The 19,511-nt window shown below is 53.9% G+C and carries 20 protein-coding genes, 1 tRNA gene and 1 pseudogene; 20 read left to right on the forward strand and 2 right to left on the reverse strand.

The genetic code is table 11. The features are described 5' to 3' along the window. A partial coding sequence (locus C230_RS21545; protein ID WP_156807500.1) for a transposase occupies positions 1-324 on the forward strand: 324 nt, incomplete at its 5' end. A 107-nt stretch (positions 325-431) separates the two neighbouring features. Next, complete coding sequence (locus tag C230_RS21550; protein ID WP_018133203.1) at positions 432-611, forward strand: hypothetical protein; 180 nt, start codon at positions 432-434, stop codon at positions 609-611. 120 nt (positions 612-731) lie between these two features. On the opposite strand, the pseudogene C230_RS24000 reads toward C230_RS21550, so the two are convergent. Further along, positions 732-1,158: pseudogene (locus tag C230_RS24000) on the reverse strand (IS1634 family transposase); the annotation flags it as partial. Positions 1,159-1,204: 46 nt separating this feature from the next. On the opposite strand from C230_RS24000, the gene C230_RS0116720 reads away from it, so the two are divergent. From C230_RS0116720 to C230_RS0116805, 17 genes are all read left to right on the forward strand, one after another. Further along, the gene (locus tag C230_RS0116720; protein ID WP_018133205.1) at positions 1,205-1,840 is read left to right on the forward strand and encodes a YphA family membrane protein; all 636 of its coding nucleotides are present in this window, start codon (positions 1,205-1,207) and stop codon (positions 1,838-1,840) included. Continuing rightward, positions 1,837-2,724, forward strand: a complete 888-nt coding sequence (locus C230_RS0116725) for a YIEGIA family protein (protein WP_018133206.1) — start codon at positions 1,837-1,839, stop codon at positions 2,722-2,724. Before C230_RS0116720 ends, C230_RS0116725 begins: the two co-directional genes overlap by 4 nt. 5 nt (positions 2,725-2,729) lie before the next feature. After that, positions 2,730-2,921, forward strand: a complete 192-nt coding sequence (locus C230_RS0116730; protein ID WP_018133207.1) for a capping complex subunit for YIEGIA — start codon at positions 2,730-2,732, stop codon at positions 2,919-2,921. A gap of 97 nt (positions 2,922-3,018) precedes the next feature. Continuing rightward, on the forward strand, positions 3,019-4,398 hold the full coding sequence (locus C230_RS20845) for a DUF512 domain-containing protein (RefSeq protein ID WP_018133208.1): 1,380 nt from the start codon (positions 3,019-3,021) through the stop codon (positions 4,396-4,398). Positions 4,399-4,464: 66 nt separating this feature from the next. After that, the gene (gene der / locus C230_RS0116740) at positions 4,465-5,778 is read left to right on the forward strand and encodes a ribosome biogenesis GTPase Der (RefSeq protein WP_018133209.1); all 1,314 of its coding nucleotides are present in this window, start codon (positions 4,465-4,467) and stop codon (positions 5,776-5,778) included. A 106-nt stretch (positions 5,779-5,884) separates the two neighbouring features. Further along, complete coding sequence (gene plsY, locus C230_RS0116745) at positions 5,885-6,469, forward strand: glycerol-3-phosphate 1-O-acyltransferase PlsY (protein ID WP_018133210.1); 585 nt, start codon at positions 5,885-5,887, stop codon at positions 6,467-6,469. A gap of 24 nt (positions 6,470-6,493) precedes the next feature. Beyond that, entirely contained in the window at positions 6,494-7,534 is a 1,041-nt protein-coding gene (locus C230_RS0116750) for an NAD(P)H-dependent glycerol-3-phosphate dehydrogenase (RefSeq protein ID WP_018133211.1), read from the forward strand. Between the two features lie 59 nt (positions 7,535-7,593). Then, positions 7,594-7,977, forward strand: a complete 384-nt coding sequence (gene gcvH / locus C230_RS0116755) for a glycine cleavage system protein GcvH (protein ID WP_018133212.1) — start codon at positions 7,594-7,596, stop codon at positions 7,975-7,977. Between the two features lie 10 nt (positions 7,978-7,987). After that, the gene (locus C230_RS0116760; RefSeq protein ID WP_018133213.1) at positions 7,988-8,815 is read left to right on the forward strand and encodes a lipoate--protein ligase family protein; all 828 of its coding nucleotides are present in this window, start codon (positions 7,988-7,990) and stop codon (positions 8,813-8,815) included. A 243-nt stretch (positions 8,816-9,058) separates the two neighbouring features. After that, positions 9,059-10,537, forward strand: coding sequence for a stage IV sporulation protein A (spoIVA, locus tag C230_RS0116765; protein ID WP_018133214.1), 1,479 nt, complete (start codon positions 9,059-9,061; stop codon positions 10,535-10,537). Between the two features lie 153 nt (positions 10,538-10,690). Next, complete coding sequence (locus tag C230_RS0116770) at positions 10,691-10,963, forward strand: HU family DNA-binding protein (protein ID WP_018133215.1); 273 nt, start codon at positions 10,691-10,693, stop codon at positions 10,961-10,963. Positions 10,964-11,886: 923 nt separating this feature from the next. Then, positions 11,887-12,828: a sensor domain-containing diguanylate cyclase gene (locus C230_RS0116780; RefSeq protein WP_018133217.1), complete on the forward strand. Its 942-nt coding sequence runs from the start codon at positions 11,887-11,889 to the stop codon at positions 12,826-12,828. Positions 12,829-12,864: 36 nt separating this feature from the next. After that, positions 12,865-14,418 carry an HD domain-containing phosphohydrolase gene (locus tag C230_RS0116785; protein WP_018133218.1) on the forward strand — a complete coding sequence of 518 codons (1,554 nt, stop codon included), beginning with the start codon at positions 12,865-12,867 and terminating at the stop codon, positions 14,416-14,418. A gap of 390 nt (positions 14,419-14,808) precedes the next feature. Continuing rightward, a complete protein-coding gene (locus C230_RS0116790) occupies positions 14,809-16,428 on the forward strand; it encodes an acyl-CoA synthetase (protein ID WP_018133219.1) in 1,620 nt (539 codons plus the stop codon). A gap of 106 nt (positions 16,429-16,534) precedes the next feature. Next, entirely contained in the window at positions 16,535-17,371 is an 837-nt protein-coding gene (locus C230_RS21555) for a hypothetical protein (RefSeq protein WP_018133220.1), read from the forward strand. Further along, positions 17,368-17,745 (forward strand): hypothetical protein, encoded by a 378-nt coding sequence (locus C230_RS0116800; protein ID WP_018133221.1) that lies wholly within the window; start codon positions 17,368-17,370, stop codon positions 17,743-17,745. Before C230_RS21555 ends, C230_RS0116800 begins: the two co-directional genes overlap by 4 nt. Positions 17,746-17,836: 91 nt before the next feature. Continuing rightward, positions 17,837-17,913, forward strand: a tRNA-Pro gene (locus C230_RS0116805). 213 nt (positions 17,914-18,126) lie between these two features. On the opposite strand, the gene C230_RS0116810 is transcribed toward C230_RS0116805, so the two are convergent. Beyond that, positions 18,127-18,306, reverse strand: a complete 180-nt coding sequence (locus C230_RS0116810; RefSeq protein ID WP_018133222.1) for a hypothetical protein — start codon at positions 18,304-18,306, stop codon at positions 18,127-18,129. A gap of 421 nt (positions 18,307-18,727) precedes the next feature. On the opposite strand from C230_RS0116810, the gene C230_RS0116820 reads away from it, so the two are divergent. Next, the gene (locus tag C230_RS0116820; RefSeq protein WP_018133223.1) at positions 18,728-19,510 is read left to right on the forward strand and encodes a TetR family transcriptional regulator; all 783 of its coding nucleotides are present in this window, start codon (positions 18,728-18,730) and stop codon (positions 19,508-19,510) included. Position 19,511: the final 1 nt, after the last annotated feature.

Consider the following 19,511-nt stretch of genomic DNA (forward strand, 5'->3'; position numbering starts at 1 on the left):
CTCAATGGCCGGGTGACACTGCATCATCGCCGGATCATTCAGCGTTCCCTGGAGCACCTGAAGTTCCTTGAGCAATCCATCGCTGACCTGGAGGCGGACATGGAGCAATACTTTGCCCCCTATCAGCAACAGGAAGAACTGCTCCAAACGATTCCAGGCGTGGGGCCGAACGTAGCCAAAGTGATCTTGGCAGAAATCGGCACCGATATGTCCGTATTTCCTTCGGCATCCCATCTTTCATCGTGGGCGGGGCTCAGCCCCGGAAATCACGAAAGTGCGGGTAAAAAAAACGGGCAAGAACGACGCAGGGCAACCAAGCGCTGAAATCTGCCCTCCTGGAAGCTGCTTGGGCGGCAGGAAAAACCCGAACTTTCCTCGGATCAAAATTTGGGTCAGTAGCCGGCCGCAAGGGAAAGAAACGGGCGACGGTCGTGATTGCACACAAGATCCTGGTGATCGCTTACTTTGTACTCAAAACTGGGGAACCTTACAACGAACTCGGCGCTGATTACTTGGAGAAGCGAAAGAGCATCTCGACCGAAGAATTGATGATTCGCCGCCTTCAGAAGAAAGGCTATGTGGTGACAAAATCGACTGAAATCACAGCCTAATCAACTTAATTAATCCCCTTAATATGGAAGACGAATGGGCGTCCCGGGCATCCTATTGCCCAAAAACCGAGGCAGCCGATCCCCTACTGCCTCAACGATACTCTATTTTCTCATCAAAACTTCAAAGTATGTCGAGGTTGTATCGAAGAACAACAGATCAACTTCCAGGTTCAGCAAATCCGCTACCGAATGGAACACTTTCTCGCTGGATGCTTTCTTCTGACTCCAGCAGGAAATCCATCGCCCGGTAGCCATGCTGCACGTCAAACGCTGGGAGATCGGGAATCACCACTTCTCGCGCCACCCAATCCTCTATCACCAGCTTACTGCTTGGCGCAAGCGCTCGATTGGCCACCATGGCAAAGATGGCACGTTCAACCGGCATGCGATAGTCTCGATTGGTCAGTCGTCTTATGATCGCTTCATCGATGCCAAGCTTCTTCCAAAGTTGATCGAGAAGCCATACGCCACCAAGCGAACGACTGCTAAGGAGCGTAACCGAAGCGGGTTTCGCTGAAGATGGAGAAGGCGCCTGCGGCTCTTGTATAGCGATTTTTTCCCCGGGCAACAATGTGTTGGTAGGGGGGGATCGCATGAATCCGGATGTGTCCAATTTGCTGACGATGCTCGTACTGGCGATTTTGTTCGCCACCGACTGGGGTACGCGATATGTGCGGGGCTCCCGGTTGCAGGTTGCCCATTGGGTGGTGCTGTTCGTCTGCATCGGTATTTTCGGCTTTTTCGAGGTGCGGATACACCGCGTGCCGATTCATCTCGGCTCCGTCTTGGTACTGCTGGCCGTTTTTGCATATGCCGCGACGATTGGAAAAATGGGCCGCAAGCTGCATTTTCTCTGTGCTGCTGTGACAGCGGCCGCCTGCTGTTTTGTGCTGATGACTTTATTCCCGTATGATCCCGCGTTTTATCTGCTGGATGAGCGGTATTTGCATCCGGCTGTGGCGGTGGCATCCGCCTATCTGTTTTCGCGGGAACCGCTGTTTTCCCTGAACGCCTCGGCAGCCGGAATTTTATTGGCGGGGATCGCGCATGACAGCCGGTTGGCGGCCGTTACCGGTGTCATCCGGGTGGGCGGATCGGATTTGCTGGATCTGGTCTGCACAACAGTGATTCTGTCGTTTCTGGTTGACCTACTGGTTGTGCTGGCGGAGTTTCTGTTGGCCAAGATGAACCGGCGGTCGGCGGGGAGGCTGGAAGGAGACGCGACATGAATCTGTATACGAAAATGATTCTGGTCGGCACGATCCTGGGGGTGATCGCCCGCCTGTACATGCTGCGGACCGATTACCGTCAGTATCCCACCTATCCGCACGGCAGGGTGATTCACATCGCGCTGGGCGTGATTGCGTCCGGGTTGGGGGCGGTTGCGGTGCCGGCCCTGATTCAGAAAAATTACACGGCCGTTACGTTTTTGGCGATGGCCGCCCAACAGTTTCGTGATGTTCGCAACATGGAACGGCAAATGCTGTCGAATGTCGACCAGAACGAACTGGTGCCGCGGGGCGTAACCTACATCGAAGGAATCGCGATGGTGTTCGAGGGCCGCAATTATCTCGCCATCTTTACCGCGTTTGTCACTTCGCTGGCCACCTATTTTTTCAATTGGTACGGCGGCATTGCTGCCGGGTTGGCGGGGATCGCGATCAGCGTCCGCTTTATGTCGGGCAATGTGGTAGGGGACATCGCCGACATCCGGGAGGGACGCTTGCATTTTGACGGTCCCAACCTGTACGTCGATGACATCCACATCATGAACATCGGGCTGGAAGATTCGAAACAGCACATTTTGCAACAGGGAATCGGCATCATTCTCACACCGAAAAATGCAAACGCGAAAACGACGCTCGCCCATCTCGGCCAGCGGCAGGCGATCATCCACGATGTATCGACCATCCTCGGCATCTACCGCGACAGCGGCACCCCGTCGTTCGTTCCCTTGTCCAAACGGGATCTGGCGACGGGTCGGCTGGCGTTTTTTCTGCTGCCGCTGGAGCGGGATATGGAAACGGCCAAATTTATCATTTCCCGCTCGCCGGTTCTGGAAAATTCGATCCGCAAACCGCTCAAATCGGAAGCGATGAAACGATTGAGGTGAATTTCGTGGGAACGACTCTGGAGAACATGATTTTGGCGATCATCACCACATCGCCTGACACGGTCGGCGGCGGCAGCCCGATTTTTTATGCGAAAGACCGGCAAGAGCTGCAGGCGACCGCGTTTACGCTGGAGAAAATTTTGGACGGGATGGCGCACGAGGTCAATCCGCAGATCATGATCATTGTCCGGCATTGAGGAAGGAACGGTTGACGACAGGCCTATTTTTATACGATAATGTTCATTCGAGGGTTAACAAACCGGCTTCCGGCGAATGGAGAAAGCAGGTGAGAAGATGCCGAAGATTCAATCGGTTCGCCCCGGTTCGCTGGCGGAAGAATTGGAACTGGAACCGGGTGACGAGATCCGGACGATTAACGGACAGCCGATCAAGGATATTATAGATTACCAGTTTGCGATTACAGATGAGGCCATCGAGCTGGAAGTGATCAAGGCAAACGGCGAAGAATGGCTACTCGAAGTGGAAAAAGAGTACGACGAGTCGCTCGGGGTGGAATGGGAACACCCGACGGTCGACCGGATCAAGCTCTGCCACAACAAGTGCGTCTTTTGCTTTGTCGACCAGATCCCCGGCAATATGCGGCAAACGCTGAACATGCGGGACGATGATTATCGCCTGTCGTTCCTGCATGGAAATTTTGTGACGCTGACAAACTTAAAGCAATCCGATCTGGAACGGATCGCCAAGCTGAAAATGTCGCCGCTCAACATTTCGGTGCACACGACCAACCCGGAACTTCGCAATTTTATGGTGGGGCACAAAAAAGCGGGCGAGATTCTCAACCAGATTGCGTATCTGGCCGAGCACGAAATCGAGATGAACACGCAGGTGGTGCTGTGCCCCGGTATGAATGACGGGGCGGAGCTGGATCGCACGATCCGGGAACTCGCTGTGTTCTGGCCGCATGTTCGCACGCTGTCGGTGGTGCCTGTGGGATTGACGAAGCATCGCCGCGGGCTTGCCGAGCTGCGGAGCGTGACTCCGGAGGAAGCGGCTGCCGTGATCGATCAGGTGGAAGCCTGGCAGGACAAGTTTCTGCGGGAAAAAGGAGCTACTTTCGTGCATGCGGCCGATGAGTTCTATGTACTGGCGGGGCGCGAGGTGCCGCCGGCCGAACGGTATGACGAGTTTGCCCAGACGGAAAACGGTGTCGGCTTGATTCGCAACTTCCTCGACGAGTTGGAGGATCTGAAGGGAGACATTCCGTCCTCGCTCAGCGAGCGGCGGCATGTGGCGGTGGTGACCGGCGTGTCGGCCGCCGACACGATCCGGCGGGGGATTCGTCTGCTGCAGGACGTGCAAAATCTGCGGGTCGATCTGCATGTGATTCAAAATGATTTTTACGGCCATATGGTGACGGTCGCCGGTTTGATCACCGGATCGGACATCGTCGCCCAGTTGAAAGACTCTTGCCGGGCGGATCTCGTGATGATTCCGGATATCATGCTAAAAGACGATGCCGATGTGTTCCTCGATGATTACACGCTGGAACAGGTGTCGCAGGAGTTAGGCAAGCCGGTGCTCGTGCTGCCGGCCAACGCGACGGGCCTGGTGAAAGGTTCGCTCGGTATGACGGAGAAGCTCCCGCCGCGCCGGCGTTATGAAGCCACATTGGCGAACGGGGGCATGTTCGGCTGTGCAGGCATCAGGTGACGCCTGCAAGCCATTTTTTTCGGCTTCTCAGTCGATCATCCTGATCTGAAAGGCGGTATTCATAACATGCCAAAACCGGTTGTGGCAATCGTTGGACGTCCGAATGTGGGAAAATCTACACTTTTCAACCGTTTGGCAGGAGAACGGATCGCGATTGTCGAAGACAAGCCTGGGATCACCCGCGACCGCATTTATGCCAGCGCTGAGTGGCTCGATCGCAAGTTTCACATCATCGACACGGGCGGCATTGAAATCGGCAGCGAAGATGAAATCATGCTGCGCATCCGGGAGCAGGCGGAACTGGCGATCAACGAAGCGAACGTGATCATTTTTCTGGTCGATGGGCAGACCGGCTTGACGACGACTGACCGCGATGTTGCGGAAATCCTCTTCCGTTCCAAAAAACCGGTCGTCCTTGCGGTCAACAAACTGGACAATCCGAAAATGCTGGACAACCGGTATGAATTTTATGAATTGGGGCTTGGCGAACCGATCCCGATAGCAGCCGGCCACGGGATCGGTATCGGCGATTTGCTGGATGAGGTGGTCAAGCATTTTCCTGCTGAGGAGGAAGAGGAGTACAGCCCCGAGACGATCAAGTTTGCGATGATCGGGCGGCCGAATGTCGGAAAATCATCGCTGGTCAACGCGATCCTCGGGGAAGAACGGGTGCTCGTGTCGGAAGTGGCAGGCACCACCCGCGACGCAATTGACACGCCGTTTTCCAGAGAAGGGCAGGATTTTGTCATCATTGACACGGCGGGCATGCGCAAACGCGGGAAGATTTACGAAACGACGGAAAAATATTCGGTGATGCGGGCGCTGCGGGCGATCGAACGGTGTGACGTGGCGGTGCTCGTGATTGACGGTGAAGAGGGGATTATCGAACAGGACAAGCGGATCGCCGGCTACGCGCTGGAAGAGGGCCGGGCCATGATTATCGTCGTCAACAAATGGGATCTCGTAGAGAAAGATGACAAAACCGCCCACCGGTTCGAACAGGAAATCCGCAAAGAGTTTCCGTTCATGCCGTGGGCGCCGGTGTTGTTCGTGTCGGCCAAAACGAAGCAGCGGGTCACCAAGATTCTCGATGCGGTTGTCAAAGCGGCGGAAAATCATGCCATGCGGATCCAAACCTCGACGGTCAATGCGGTGATCGAAGATGCCGTGGCGATGACCGCTCCCCCCACCGACAAAGGGCGGAAACTGCGGATATACTATGCGACCCAAGTGGCGGTCAAACCGCCTTCATTTGCGCTGTTTGTAAACGATCCGGAACTGGTGCATTTTTCCTATGAACGGTTTTTGGAGAACAAACTGCGGGACGCGTTCGGCTTTGAAGGGACCCCGATCCGCTTGCTAATTCGGCAAAAATCGTAAAGGGATCGTTTGGCTTAAATGATTTTTCGGGTCCCCGCCAAATCAATCGGAAAATTCTACAGAGCTTTGCGTCACTTTGGCGGGTGATGTTCTGGAGGAGATATGGGTGCAACTATTCTTCTCGGCCTTGATAGGCTACTTGCTCGGATCGATTTCGTTCAGTTACCTGGTCGGACGGTACAAGGCGGGGATCGACATCCGGGAGCACGGTTCGGGCAACGCCGGTGCGACCAACACGCTGCGGGTGCTTGGCAAACAGGCTGCCTTGATCGTGTTTGTGGCTGATGCGTTAAAAGGGGTCTTCTCTGTCTTCATCGGGTATCTTGTTACGAAATCGGACGCTGGTATGGCGGTCGGCGGATTGGCGGCGATCGTCGGTCACAACTGGCCTGTTTTCTTCGGCTTTCGCGGCGGAAAAGGAGTCGCCACGACGATTGGAGTGGTGATCAGCGTCGTCTTTCTGCCCGGTCTGTATGCCGGCGCCATCGCCATCCTGCTGCTGCTTGCCACGCGCATCGTTTCGCTGGCGTCACTTGTCTTTTTGACCATCTTGCCGGTGACGGTGCTCCTGTCCGGTCGGCCCGCCGTCTATTTCTGGATGTCGATCGTGATGGCGGCGATGTCCTATTGGCGGCACCGCTCCAACATCGTGCGGCTTGTCCAAGGCAAGGAAAATCGGCTGGGACGTTAAGCGAGTCGGGACAGGAGGGACATTATGAGCAATTCTGTAGCAGTGATCGGGGCAGGCAGTTGGGGGACCGCCCTGGCGATGGTGCTCGCCGACAACGGCTGCAACGTGTCGCTCTGGGCGAGAAGGCAGGAATTGGTCGAAGAAATTCGTGCGCAGCGAACCAACTCCCGCTATTTGCCCGGCGTAACGTTACCGGAGTCGATTGCTCCGACTGCCGATCTGGAACAGGCGGTTGCGGGGAAAAAGCATGTATTGGTGGTTGTGCCGTCGCTGGCTTTTCGCGATACCATGAAGCAGCTGGCCCATGTGCTCGGGCCGAATACAAAACTGGTTCATGCAACGAAAGGGTTTGACACGGAAAATTTGGCCCGCATGAGCGAAGTGATTTTGCAAGAAGTTACGGCGTTGGATCCGTCCAATCTGGCCGTGCTGTCGGGCCCCAGCCACGCGGAAGAGGTATCGCGCAGGTGCCCGACCACCGTCGTAATCGCCAGTAAAAAACGGAGCACGGCGGAGTGTTTTCAGGATCTGTTGATGAATTCCTATTTTCGCGTCTATACCAATCCGGATGTGGTGGGAACGGAACTCGGCGGAGCGCTGAAAAATATCATCGCGCTGGGAGTTGGTTTGTCGGATGGGCTCGGGTTTGGCGACAATGCGAAAGCGGCGCTGATGACCCGCGGCCTGACGGAGATTTCCCGGCTGGGGGTGGAACTGGGGGCAGCGCAAATGACCTTTGCCGGACTGGCGGGAATCGGCGATTTGATCGTCACCTGCACGTCCAAACACAGCCGCAACTGGCGGGCCGGATACCAGTTGGGACAGGGGCGCAAGCTGGATGAGGTGCTGTCTTCCATGAACATGGTGGTGGAAGGAGTCCGGGCGACGCAAGCAGCATTTCGCCTGGCGGAGAAACACCGGGTGGAGATGCCGATTACGTCCGAAATCTATCAGGTCCTGTTCCAGGGCAAAAGCCCACGCACCGCTGTCGAAGATCTGATGGGACGCGGAAAAACACATGAAATGGAAGAGGTGGCCCGCATCTCGATGACGTGGGATTCGTAGCGCTAAGAGGAAATATCTGCTACAATGAATCTGGATCAATCGAACAAGGAGGTACCAGCATGAGCAATCTGCCGCAAGAGTTAAAGTATTCGAAAGAACATGAATGGGTTCGCGTGGAAGGCGACAAAGCGTACATAGGAATTACCGATTTTGCCCAGTCGGAACTGGGTGACATCGTGTTTGTCGAGCTGCCGGAGGTCGGCGACGAAGTGGTGCAAAACTCCACGTTCGGAACCGTCGAGTCCGTTAAAACCGTGTCAGACCTGTATGCCCCCGTCAGCGGCAAAATCATCGAGGTCAACACGGCGCTGGCCGATTCGCCGGAAAAAGTGAACGAATCTCCTTACGGTGATGGCTGGATGCTGGTCGTCGAGATGAAAGATCCCGGAGAACTCGATCATCTGCTGACCGCGGAGCAATACGCGGAGATTATCAAGGGGTAAGCGGATTGCGTTGGAAACGTGGCGGTTGTTGCCGACAGGCCGATTTTCGCCGGCGGAAAATATGGCGCTTGACGAAGCGATCCTGATTGCCCACAGCCAGGGGCTGGTTCCTCCGACGGTCCGGTTTTACGGCTGGGATCCGCCCACTTTGTCGATCGGCTATTTTCAACGGATCGCGGAGGTCGACCGGGCGGCGCTCCAGGCGAATGGGCTGGGATTGGTGCGCCGTCCCACCGGCGGACGGGCCGTGCTGCATGACCGGGAAGTCACCTATTCGATCGTCGTGTCCGAATCGCATCCGATGATGCCGCGATCGGTCAATGAGTCCTACCGCGTCTTGTCGATGGGGCTGGTGGAAGGGTTCCGCAATTTGGGACTGGAAGCCCGGATGGTATCGCTGGCGTCGGCAGAGGAACGGCAAAAACATGAGTCGCCCGGATCGGCCGCCTGTTTTGATTCGCCCTCCTGGTATGAACTGGTCGTGGAGGGCAGAAAGGTGACGGGCAGCGCCCAGACCCGGCAGCGCGGCGTGATTTTGCAGCACGGTTCGATTTTATTGGATCTGGATGCGGATTTGCTGTTCTCCGTTCTCTATTTTTCATCCGACCGGCTGCGGGAACGGCTGAAAGCCCAATTTTTGCAAAAGGCCGTGTCGATCAAACAGGTGAGCGGGCGGGACGTCTCATTCGAGGAAGCGGAAGCCGCGTTTCGTTCCGGTTTTGCGAAAGGGTTGGGTGTTGAGTTGGTCGACGGCCGGTTGACGCCGCAAGAAAACCGCATCATGCGGGAACTGGTCGCAACGAAGTACGGGAACCCGGAATGGAATGAAAAGCGGTAACCAACATATACATAGCACTCGGAAGCGTTTTCCGGGTGCTCTTTTGTTTGGGCTTGTTCTAAACCGGCGGCTTTCGCATATCCATAGAGAAGGAAACCTGAATGTGCCCCTGAAAAGCCACCTTGGAATAAAACTCCTGGCGTCTCATATACATGTACAAACATCCAGGAGCTTCCGAGGGAGGGGTGCCTTTCGGGGGAGCGGTAACTTTCTACGCCGAACATTATGCAGGGAGGGAACAGCGTGGAGAAGGTGGATATTTTCAAAGACATTGCCGAACGGACAGGGGGGGATATTTATCTCGGCGTAGTAGGCCCTGTTCGGACCGGTAAATCGACTTTTATCAAAAAATTTATGGAACTGATCGTGCTTCCGAACATTACGGATGAAGCGGACCGGGTACGGGCGACCGATGAATTGCCGCAAAGCGCGGCCGGGCGGACGATCATGACGACCGAACCGAAGTTTATCCCCAACCAGGCTGTTGAGATTCATGTGGCGGAAGGATTGAACATCAATGTAAGGGTCGTCGATTGTGTCGGATATGCGGTGCAGGGCGCCCGTGGGTATGAAGACGAAAATGGGCCGCGTATGGTAACCACCCCCTGGTTTGATGACCCGATTCCGTTCCAGGAAGCGGCCGAGATCGGGACCCGGAAAGTGATTACCGACCACTCCACCATCGGCTTGGTGATCACGACCGACGGAACGATCGCGGAAATCCCGCGAGAATCGTACCTGGAAGCGGAAGAGCGCGTGGTCACCGAGTTGAAAGAGCTTGGCAAACCGTTTGTCATGGTGATCAATTCGACCCATCCGCAGCATCCGGAGACGGAAGCGTTACGCGCCGAACTGGCGGAAAAATATGATATCCCGGTTGTTGCATTGTCTGTCGCCACGATGCGGCAGGACGACATCATGGTGGTGCTGCGGGAAGCCCTCTACGAATTCCCGGTGCACGAAGTGAATGTCAACCTGCCCTCCTGGGTGATGGTGCTCGATCAGGATCATTGGCTGCGCTCCAATTTCGAGGAATGCGTGCGCAACACCGTACAGGATATCCGCAGGCTGCGCGATATCGATCGCGTGGTCGGCGTTTTCAACGAGTACGAGTTCATCTCCCGTGCCGCTTTGGCTCGGATGGACATGGGGCAGGGGATTGCCGACATTGATCTGGCGGCTCCCGACGAGCTGTATGATCGGGTATTGACCGAGATCGTCGGGGTGGAAATCCGCGGCAAAGACCATTTGTTGCAATTGATGAAAGATTTTACCACCGCCAAGCGGGAATATGACAAAGTGGCGGAAGCGCTGCGCATGGTGAAGTTGACCGGTTACGGAATCGCGCCGCCGGTGTTGGAAGAGATGACGCTGGACGAACCGGAGTTGATCCGGCAAGGTTCCCGTTTCGGAGTTCGCTTGCGAGCAACCGCACCTTCGATTCACATGATCCGCGTCGATGTGGAATCGGAATTCGCGCCGATCGTCGGAACCGAGAAGCAAAGCGAAGAATTGGTCCGCTACCTGATGCAGGATTTTGAAGAAGATCCGCTGAAAATCTGGGATTCCGACATTTTCGGCAAATCGCTGTCGGCGATCGTGCGGGAAGGAATCTCAGCGAAACTGGCGATGATGCCGGAGAACGCCCAGTACAAATTGAAAGAAACGCTGGAGCGGATTATCAACGAAGGCAGCGGCGGATTGATTGCGATCATCCTGTAATGCGGACATGCAACAGATCGGATTGATTGAGAAAGGCTGAACAGGCCTTTCTTTTGTTTTTTCCAGGGGGGCATGTATATTTGGATGAATTCTGGATACAAAGGTAATACTGCGGAAAAATAAATAGAGAGCTCCGGAGAGGGGGTGTCAATCGTGAACAAAGCTGACCTTGTCAACTCGGTCGCGGAACGATCCGAACTGACAAAAAAGGATGCTGCCAGAGCGGTGGACGCGGTGTTCGAAAGCATAACGGAAGCGCTGGCGAACGGAGATAAAGTGCAGTTGATCGGTTTCGGCAATTTTGAAACCAGAGAGCGCGCAGCCCGCAAGGGCCGCAATCCTCAGACCGGACAGGAAATCGAGATTCCCGCCACCAAGGTGCCGACATTCAGGCCGGGAAAGGCGCTGAAAGAGGCAATCAAATAGGATTTGCAGAAAGGGTCCCGGAAGGCGCAGGATGACTGCCGTTCGTCGGGCTCTTTTCGTTTTTTTTTTACCAGAATTTCATCTTCTCCTGAATTCGTGATCGTCCATTGGGCCCAAAGCACTAGCGTTGCAAAAAACGTCAACGTTATATTAACTGAATATTCTGAACATATCTTGTGACGGATTTTCCGAAACGAGAGAACAATCAACAAAAGGTAGGTCTCTATCCATTTGGTAAATATATCCTGTTAACAAGCAATCCACATCCTGACTGGCAAATACAATGCGCAGATGCATTTTGATGCCTGCTTTGGTTTCCCGGAAGACCGCCTACTTGTATTTCTGCAAGCACAGACTGATGGTTGAGGAATCCACGATGTTGAAGCGACGACACAGGCCGAAAGGGTACGACCGAGCATGTACCAACGCTGTCAGATCATAGAAAATTCCAGCTAGCAGTCCAGGATCCACTTGCCTGTGTTTCCGGGAGAGTTGGGCGGCGCTCCTTCCCGTTTTTGCAGCACCGCATGCAGAAACAACAGGATGTAGGCATTGGTTGTCAATTTCTTCACGTACTTGTCTTGCTTGGCTGCATCAATTTTTTCTTGCAGTTTGATTCGATTAAGAGGTTCGACTCATTTAGAGGTTCGACCCATTTACCAAATGCCGAAAATAAGGTATCCTTGGCCATATTCGAATCCTTTTAATTTGGACAGGATCTACCTGTACACTCCATTGTAAAGGATTTTTTGGTTCGATCGACGAAAAGAATAGCTATCGAAATAGACCGTCAAAATTTATGCAACGCTAGTGATTGACGATAAAATTTTTTTCATTTAGTGAACCAAGCGACCGAAAAATTCGATAAAAATAATATAGAGAGACGGTTCAACCAATCCAGGATCTTCGAGGGGAATGTAGCGATGAATAAAGAACCTGTTATCGATTCTTTGGCCGATGCCGCGGATTATATTTTGAATGTGCTCAGCCGCTTCATAGGGGCGAACACCGTATTCGTCGCCCGTAACGACAGCGTGACGAATACGATTTTGAAAGTGTTTAACCGCTCGGAAGTGCTGATTGAAGAAGGTGCCGAGCTTCCGCTGTACGAGACGTACTGCTACCTGGTGTGCCAGAATACGGACCAGCCGGTGGTCATCCGCAACACGGAGGAGGATCCGCTTACCTCGCACCTTAAGGTAACGAGACAGATGGGCGCCTGTTCCTTTATCGGCGTGCCAATAATGAGCAATGACAATCATTCGGTTGGTACGATTTGCGCGATGGATCGCAAGCCTTATATTTTCGACCAGAACGAAATTTCGCTGCTGAAGGCGATGGCGAAGTTTCTGTCGTATACGGTGCAACTCGAGGAGGCGCTGTTCATCGACAGTCTGACTGGCGTCTATAACCGCAATTACCTCAAACGGTATATGTCAGCCATGGCCGAAGGTGAAAAAGGCATTGTCATGTTTCTCGATCTGGACGACTTTAAGCACGTTAACGATAAGTACGGGCACAATACGGGAGATATGTTGCTTCAGAAGTTGGCTGACCGGCTGAAACAAAACATGAGCCGACATGATGCGCTCATTCGCTTGGGTGGCGATGAGTTTATTTTACTGCTACGCGCAGATGGCGCAATCGGCATGGACGGCGATATTGATCGTTTCACCACAGACGTATTAAGCTGTATTAGACGTCCTTTTCAGATCGGGGATCGTTCCATCTGCGTTACTGCTAGCGTAGGAGTGAGTCGTTTTGTCGGCGGCGCCGATTGGGAAGAGCTGATTCAAAGCGCGGATCGGGCCATGTATAAAGTTAAGCAGAGCGGTAAGGACAATTACCTCACTGCGTCGAACTAAAACCCGCGCTTTCACTCAAGGAAGGAGGGACGTCATTTGGAAATCTATCGAAAGTTCCTGAAGCATTTGCTGCGCAATTATTTCGTAGGCTCGACGATTGCCGTTCTGGGAGTGGGTAGTATTTTTATTTTTACGACGCTGCAATTATCACCGGCGGAATGCGTATACGTGTCCGTCATTCTCATCATCTCGTTGCTTGTCATGTTCGGAGCGGAGTTTCTCGCATTCTCACGTCATATTCGCCCTATTCGGGTTTTGTACCGGCAGAGGCGGCCTTCTCCGGAGACGCTTCGTAAAGGCTATTTGCAGACGCACAAGTTTCCGATGTTTGCCACGCAACGAATACTGGGCCCCCATCTGTTCGGTCTTGCTTTGCCGGCAATTAGTCTGGTCATCTACTCGATTCGGAGCGGGCTCATTGCGATACCATACTACTACGTCGGACTGGCCGCCATTGGCATGCTGCTGGTCGCAGGCATGCACGCCCTGATCGAGTTTTTCCTGACAAATCACGCTATCCGTCCCGTGCTCATACACATCCGCCAGCAATCGATCGCCCTCTATGAGAGCGATCTGACGCTGGACGGCCAGGTGCTTGTGTCGATTCAACGAAAGTTCCAATGGAGTGCCTTTCTCATCGGAACGTTCCCGCTCTTTTTGTTCAGCCTGGCTACGCAAATCCGCCTCGGCGAAATGGCGCTGCAGCAGTCGACGCAATACTGGAAATGGGCCGGTATTATTTTAATGATCGGGACGATGTTCTCGTCGCTTGGCGCATGGTTGCTGTCGCGCGATATTGTGCATCCGATCCGCAATTTGTTTGCGTCCATTAACGAAGTGAGGAATGGCAATTTCGACGTGAAGGCGGAGGACATTTATGCCGACGAATTCTCGAAGCTGGTGTCCGGCTTCAACCATATGGTGGAAGGGCTGAAGACCCGCGAGAATCGAAACAATCAGCTTGTTCAGAGCTATTTTACGACGCTGGCCGCCGCCCTGGACGCGAGAGACCCTTATACAGCGGGGCATTCCTTGCGCGTAGCCGATTATTCGCTGCGGATCGGACGGCTTGCCTGCCTGTCTAAGGCGGAGCTATCCGTTTTGGAGAAGGCGGCGCTGCTACACGACATAGGCAAAATCGGCATCAGGGATGCCGTGCTGCTGAAGGAAGGGCGACTGACGGACGAGGAGTTTGCCGCCATCAAATTGCATCCGGTATTGGGCGAAAACATTTTGCGGCAAATTGAGCCGGCCGATGCGCTGGCGGACATTTTGCCAGGGGTCCGATCGCATCACGAGCACTATAACGGCACGGGCTATCCGGATGGACTGGCCGGAAAGCGCATCCCACTTCTGGGACGGATTATCGCGATCGCCGATGCGTTTGACGCGATGACGAGCGACCGCCCGTACCGGAAAGGGATGCCTGTGGCCAAAGCGCTGTCCATTCTGGAGGAGGGGAGCGGCGTTCAATGGGATCCCGATCTTACTCCGCTTTTCGTTCGCGCCATGAGGGAGGAGCATCTTCAGGCGCAGCAGGAGCGGGAGAGAGACGCGCAGGCCCATATCGCTGCCACGTGCAACATATGAACATCTTGCAGGACGCCTCTCGGATACAATTCGGGCGAATTTTTTGTCAAATTCGGTATTTAACCGGCCATTCGCCCCGTTTTTCTATCCCGAAAATATTAGCTCTTGAAAAGACAAAAAAAAGGCCACAACTCATCTATCGTCCAAATGGTAATTTCTGGACGTACCTGTTGCTTACGCAGTCTGTTTACCGGCGCTGTCATGGTTACCTGGAGCCTGCTCCGCCCACGAACACAGATGGGCGGCGTAGGGAAATCGGTTCATGACGATGCCCGATTTTCATCATCTGATGGTGCCGCCGTAGCGGCATGGGATCTAGCAGGAATTTTTGTAATCCAAACAGAATATGTAACGTTGGAGACACCAACACACAGGGATGAGGTGACGGGTATGGGAAGCGAAGAGAAGCAATCGGAGAAAGCGTTTTCATTTGAGATGCCGGAATATTACAATTTTGCGGGGGAGGTCAGCGCCTACGCGGAACGGAATCCGGACAAACCGGCGATCATCGCGGTGAGCGAAACGGGTGACACAAAGCGGGTCACCTATCGGGAACTGATTTCCTATACGAACCGGATCGGCAACAGCCTGCTGTCACTTGGCATTCAGCGGGGAGACAAGGTGATCGTGCTGGTGCCGAGAGGGGTGGACGCGTACGCGATCTACCTGGCGTTGAACAAAATCGGGGCGGTGATTATGCCCTGCTCCGAAATGCTTCGCGGCAAGGATATCGAATACCGGGCGAACCATGCGGGAGCGAAAGCAGTCATCTCCTTCGCGGGCGGTGTGGATGAGGTCAATCAGATCCGGGACAATTGTCCGACGATTGCGCATTACATTCAGCTTGGCGAGCCGCAAACCGGCTGGCTCTCATTGGAAGATCTGGCGAATCATTCAAACGACCGGTTGGAAGCGGTCGACAGCAGGTCGGACGAACTGGCGTTTCTGTCCTACACATCCGGCACCACCGGCGGACCGAAAGGCGTCATGCATGTGCACGGGTGGCCCTGTGCCCATCTCGCCGTTGCCGCCACCTATTGGCTGGATGTACGGGAGGACGATCTCGTATGGGCAACGGCCGGCCCCGGTTGGGCGAAATGGGTGTGGAGCCCGTTTGTCTCCACACTGGGAAAAGGAGCCACCGCGTTTGTCTACCAGGGCAGATTTTCTCCGGAAAAGTACCTGCAGCTGCTGGAACAGCACCCGATTTCCGTGCTTTGCGCGACGCCGACCGAATACCGCCTGATGGCGAAAGTATCCGGCATCGAAAACTTCTCTTTGCAGTCGCTTCGCTCCGCTTGCTCGGCGGGTGAGCCGCTCAACCGGGAAGTGATTGATACGTTCCGGCGCGTATTCAACATCACCGTCAGGGACGGTTATGGACAGACGGAAAATACGCTGCTGGTGGGAACGTTTGTCGGCATGGAACCACGGCCCGGTTCGATGGGACGCCCGTCGCCTGTTGTGAAAGTGGCGATCATCGACGAGTCGGGCGAGGAGTTGCCGGTTGGAGAAGTCGGAGATATTGCTGTGGATCGCAATATGGTGGCGCTGTTCAAAGGCTACCTGAACGACCCGGAACGGACCGCCCGGGCGTTTCGCGGCAACTGGTATGTAACGGGCGATCAGGGCCGCATGGATGAAGACGGGTACATCTGGTTTGAAGGGCGGGCGGATGATATCATTATCTCGGCAGGGTATACGATCGGTCCGTTTGAAGTGGAAGACGCGCTGGTCAAACATCCTGCTGTGGCGGAGTGTGCCGCGGTAGCCAGCCCCGATCCGGATCGCGGCCATGTGGTGAAAGCGTTTGTCGTGTTGAAGAAAGGATATGAAGGTACGGAAGAGTTGATCAGGGAGTTGCAGGAGCATACAAAGAATTTGACCGCTCCTTACAAATACCCGCGCAAGATCGAATTTGTGGAGGACTTGCCGAAGACGACATCTGGCAAAATTCGTCGGGTGGAGCTCCGGATGCGGGAACGACAATTGGCATCGCAACAGGGGTGAAGGGGTGTCGAAAGACATCCCTTTGATTTTCGTCCATCCGCCTTACAGGCTTCGGTTCGGTGTTCGATATCGGCCGAATTCTGTTGATTTTGGTATGAGGTGAAGTATGAAGATTCCATTGGTCGAAAAATTATTGGCCGGATTGGGAATGGTCGTCGCAGCCGGTTGGGTTGGGACGCAACCAGCGGCCGCCGCGACCGTCTACGCGTCGCCGGAGGGCATTCGCATTGTAAGCGAATCGGCCGCCTGGGATTCCGAAGACAAACTGCGTCAATTGTATCAAGAGCTGAAAAACAACACGCACGGGGAAGAGTTCAAGCTGTTGTCAGAGGTGAAAGTGCAGGACGGGTACCCGAAAGGGAAAGGGATTGCAGGAGAGTACCGGCTGCGGACTTCGGTCGACTTGCTTGGCCGGAGCAAGATGCTCCCCGGCAGAATTGACCTGTACGGCGGGGGCGAACACAGGACGGTCGAATCGTTCGCCAGGACGTTGGCGCATGAGTATGGTCATCATGTGACCCATTATTATTCGATTCAACAGGACGGATTTCCGCTTACCGATAACGAGCATTGGCGGCAATCGACCTATGCGAAAATCCGCGGGCTGTCGGGCGATCCCCGCGTCAACCGATCGCAGGAGCACCGCTGGCTACTGGCGGAAATTGCGGCAGAAGATTACGTGCAGCTGTTTGGTTCGCCAAACGCCAAAAAGCCGCATCCATTCCTGTCGCGCTTCGATCTGCTGCAAACGGGCAAAGAGATCGGGACATTGCGCTGGGATGCGTCGATGTTTAACGTCGTCCCGCAAGAAAATCCGGAGCTGCCATTGGCCAGCAAAGTGCCGGGGTTGTACGACTGGTTGGCGCAGCGTTTGGGCTTGCAGGCGCCGCCCGCTTTTCCGGGCGAACCGGAGCTGCACATCAAAGAAGTGAGCCAGTTGTGACGAGAACTGGAAAAGAGCCTTTGGAAGCCAGGTATGGCACGTTGGTGATGAAAACCAACACTGCGATCCTCACCTACAAGGACCCCAATGCGACAGGGCGGCGCCATTTCCGGGTATACACGCAAAACGCGGTAGGATTTGTCGCTTCTTCCGCGATCCTGACAGTCGATATGAACAAACCGGATCAAGTGACCGTTACGACCCTGACAGTGAACCAGGCCCAATCGGTGAACAGCAAGAACGTCCAGGTGAACGAAAATCGCACCTACGCGGCCAATTTCCTGTCGGAAATCGAATCCCTGTTTCGTCGGCTCAAAACCTTGATCGAAGCGATTTTACGTATGGGGGAGCAAGTCATCAAACTGGTCAGCTAACTTCCGTTTTTGTCAACTTTATACCGCGAATTCCCTTGCATCATCCGGAAAGAATCGTGTATAATCAACTTCGTCATTGCTAATTGATGTTCGGAATGTGGCGCAGCTTGGTAGCGCGCACCCTTGGGGTGGGTGAGGTCCCGGGTTCAAATCCCGGCATTCCGACCATTTTAATCGGAATTAAGAAAGGAGCCCGGGATGGCTCCTTTTTGCTTTCAGAAATACAGTGTGCCTCCGATGTTTCGCACCGCTTGCATAAATTCCTGGGCTCCAAACGGAAATACCGACATTTCGCAATCGGTAGTTCACGATCCGGGAGCAGAATCAAACAACAATTACAGACTTTAGCGGCAAATGTTTTATTCACCCTTCATACGCGGGTTATTTCTGAACGGTCTCCAATATCCGCAGAACCTTTTCTTTGATTTCTGTTCGCTTTTCTGCATACTCCATAAACGCTTCTTCGAGTAATTCAGCCTGTGCTTTTTCAGTTACAAAGGCCCATGTCTGGAGGAGTTCCAAGAACTCATCAGAAAACCGAAAGGACGTTGGCTTTGCCACATCTGTCACCTCCGGAGCGCCCGGCTCAGTGCAACAAGGGAAAGAACCAAGGCAGCAATACTAATAACCAGCGTGAGTGTTTGCATATGGCTGCCTCCTTTGACAGTACAGTATAAAGAGGGTATGATATACATAAGATGGAGTTGTAGGGGAGGGCTTTTGCCCTCGCGCCTACTGTGAGGTGAGACTCTGACCGTGGCACCGGTTCAGGGTCTCTTGCTTTTCCGGAAGTTGATCTTTCGGACAAGATCCGATGCAGTGACTTTGGAATCCGATCGGGGAAATTCTTCCCTCCCCTGTAGCACCGTCTACTTGCGAAAACCAAGTTTATATTGACACCCCGTTTGTTGGTTTTTTATTATTTTAACATACTCATTGGTACGAGTATAAAGTTCCTTTTGGTATACGTTGGGGTGGTGAGATGAGTATTCGTGAGAAAATCTTTCAGGCGGCTTTGGAACTGGCTGCCGAACGACCGGTCGATCAGATCACTTTTACTGATATTGCGCAAGCTGCCGGCGTGCATTGGACTACGGTTCGGAGACATTTGGGAAGCAAACAGGATATGAGGGCATTCTTGGCTGAAAAGCAAGCGGAGCTTGGACAGTCCAATGCGGACACCCGGACGCGTCTATTGGATGCTGCGACCCGTGTGTTTGCAAAATATGGATATGCTGAAGCCACATTGGACCAAGTAGCGGCTGAAGCAGGGATGACAAAAGGTGCGGTGTATTGGCATTTTTCCGGTAAGAGTGATTTGTTTTTGGCGCTTTGCGAAAGAAGCCTTGTCCAACAGTTGCAGGTGTTGCCAAATCAAGCGGAAAGCGTCGTGAGTTCGTCAAATCGGGTAGATGCTTTGTCATCCTGGCTGCTTTCACAGTTTGAGCAGTGTCTGGAGAAGCCAGAGAAACCGATGCTATTCTTCGAGTTCCTTACTTGCAGCCGCGATCCGGCCATCCGGGAAAAGCTCAGCCAGACTTACAACAAAATGTTTGATGTGACAGGGGCTATTTTGCAAGGACTGCAAGCGAGAGGTCTGGTGGCAGATGATGTTGACCCAAGAGCGCTGGCTATTATTTTCCATTCTCTTGTAAATGGCATGATCCAGACGTGGCTGGTTGATCCGGCAAGTGTGCAGTTTGACAAACTGGTGCATGACGTGTCACGTGTTTTGTGGTTTGGTCTGGAACCAAACAGGAAATGAT

The sequence above is a fragment of the Effusibacillus pohliae DSM 22757 genome, from assembly GCF_000376225.1.
GTDB classification, from domain to species: domain Bacteria; phylum Bacillota; class Bacilli; order Tumebacillales; family Effusibacillaceae; genus Effusibacillus; species Effusibacillus pohliae.

Coding starts and splice junctions, on each gene's coding strand:
- C230_RS0116720 (WP_018133205.1), top strand. CDS start 1,205: ATGAATCCGGATGTGTCCAATTTGCTGACGATGCTCGTACTGGCGATT.
- C230_RS0116725 (WP_018133206.1), top strand. CDS start 1,837: ATGAATCTGTATACGAAAATGATTCTGGTCGGCACGATCCTGGGGGTG.
- C230_RS20845 (WP_018133208.1), top strand. CDS start 3,019: ATGCCGAAGATTCAATCGGTTCGCCCCGGTTCGCTGGCGGAAGAATTG.
- der (WP_018133209.1), top strand. CDS start 4,465: ATGCCAAAACCGGTTGTGGCAATCGTTGGACGTCCGAATGTGGGAAAA.
- C230_RS0116750 (WP_018133211.1), top strand. CDS start 6,494: ATGAGCAATTCTGTAGCAGTGATCGGGGCAGGCAGTTGGGGGACCGCC.
- gcvH (WP_018133212.1), top strand. CDS start 7,594: ATGAGCAATCTGCCGCAAGAGTTAAAGTATTCGAAAGAACATGAATGG.
- C230_RS0116780 (WP_018133217.1), top strand. CDS start 11,887: ATGAATAAAGAACCTGTTATCGATTCTTTGGCCGATGCCGCGGATTAT.
- C230_RS0116790 (WP_018133219.1), top strand. CDS start 14,809: ATGGGAAGCGAAGAGAAGCAATCGGAGAAAGCGTTTTCATTTGAGATG.
- C230_RS21555 (WP_018133220.1), top strand. CDS start 16,535: ATGAAGATTCCATTGGTCGAAAAATTATTGGCCGGATTGGGAATGGTC.
- C230_RS0116820 (WP_018133223.1), top strand. CDS start 18,728: ATGAGTATTCGTGAGAAAATCTTTCAGGCGGCTTTGGAACTGGCTGCC.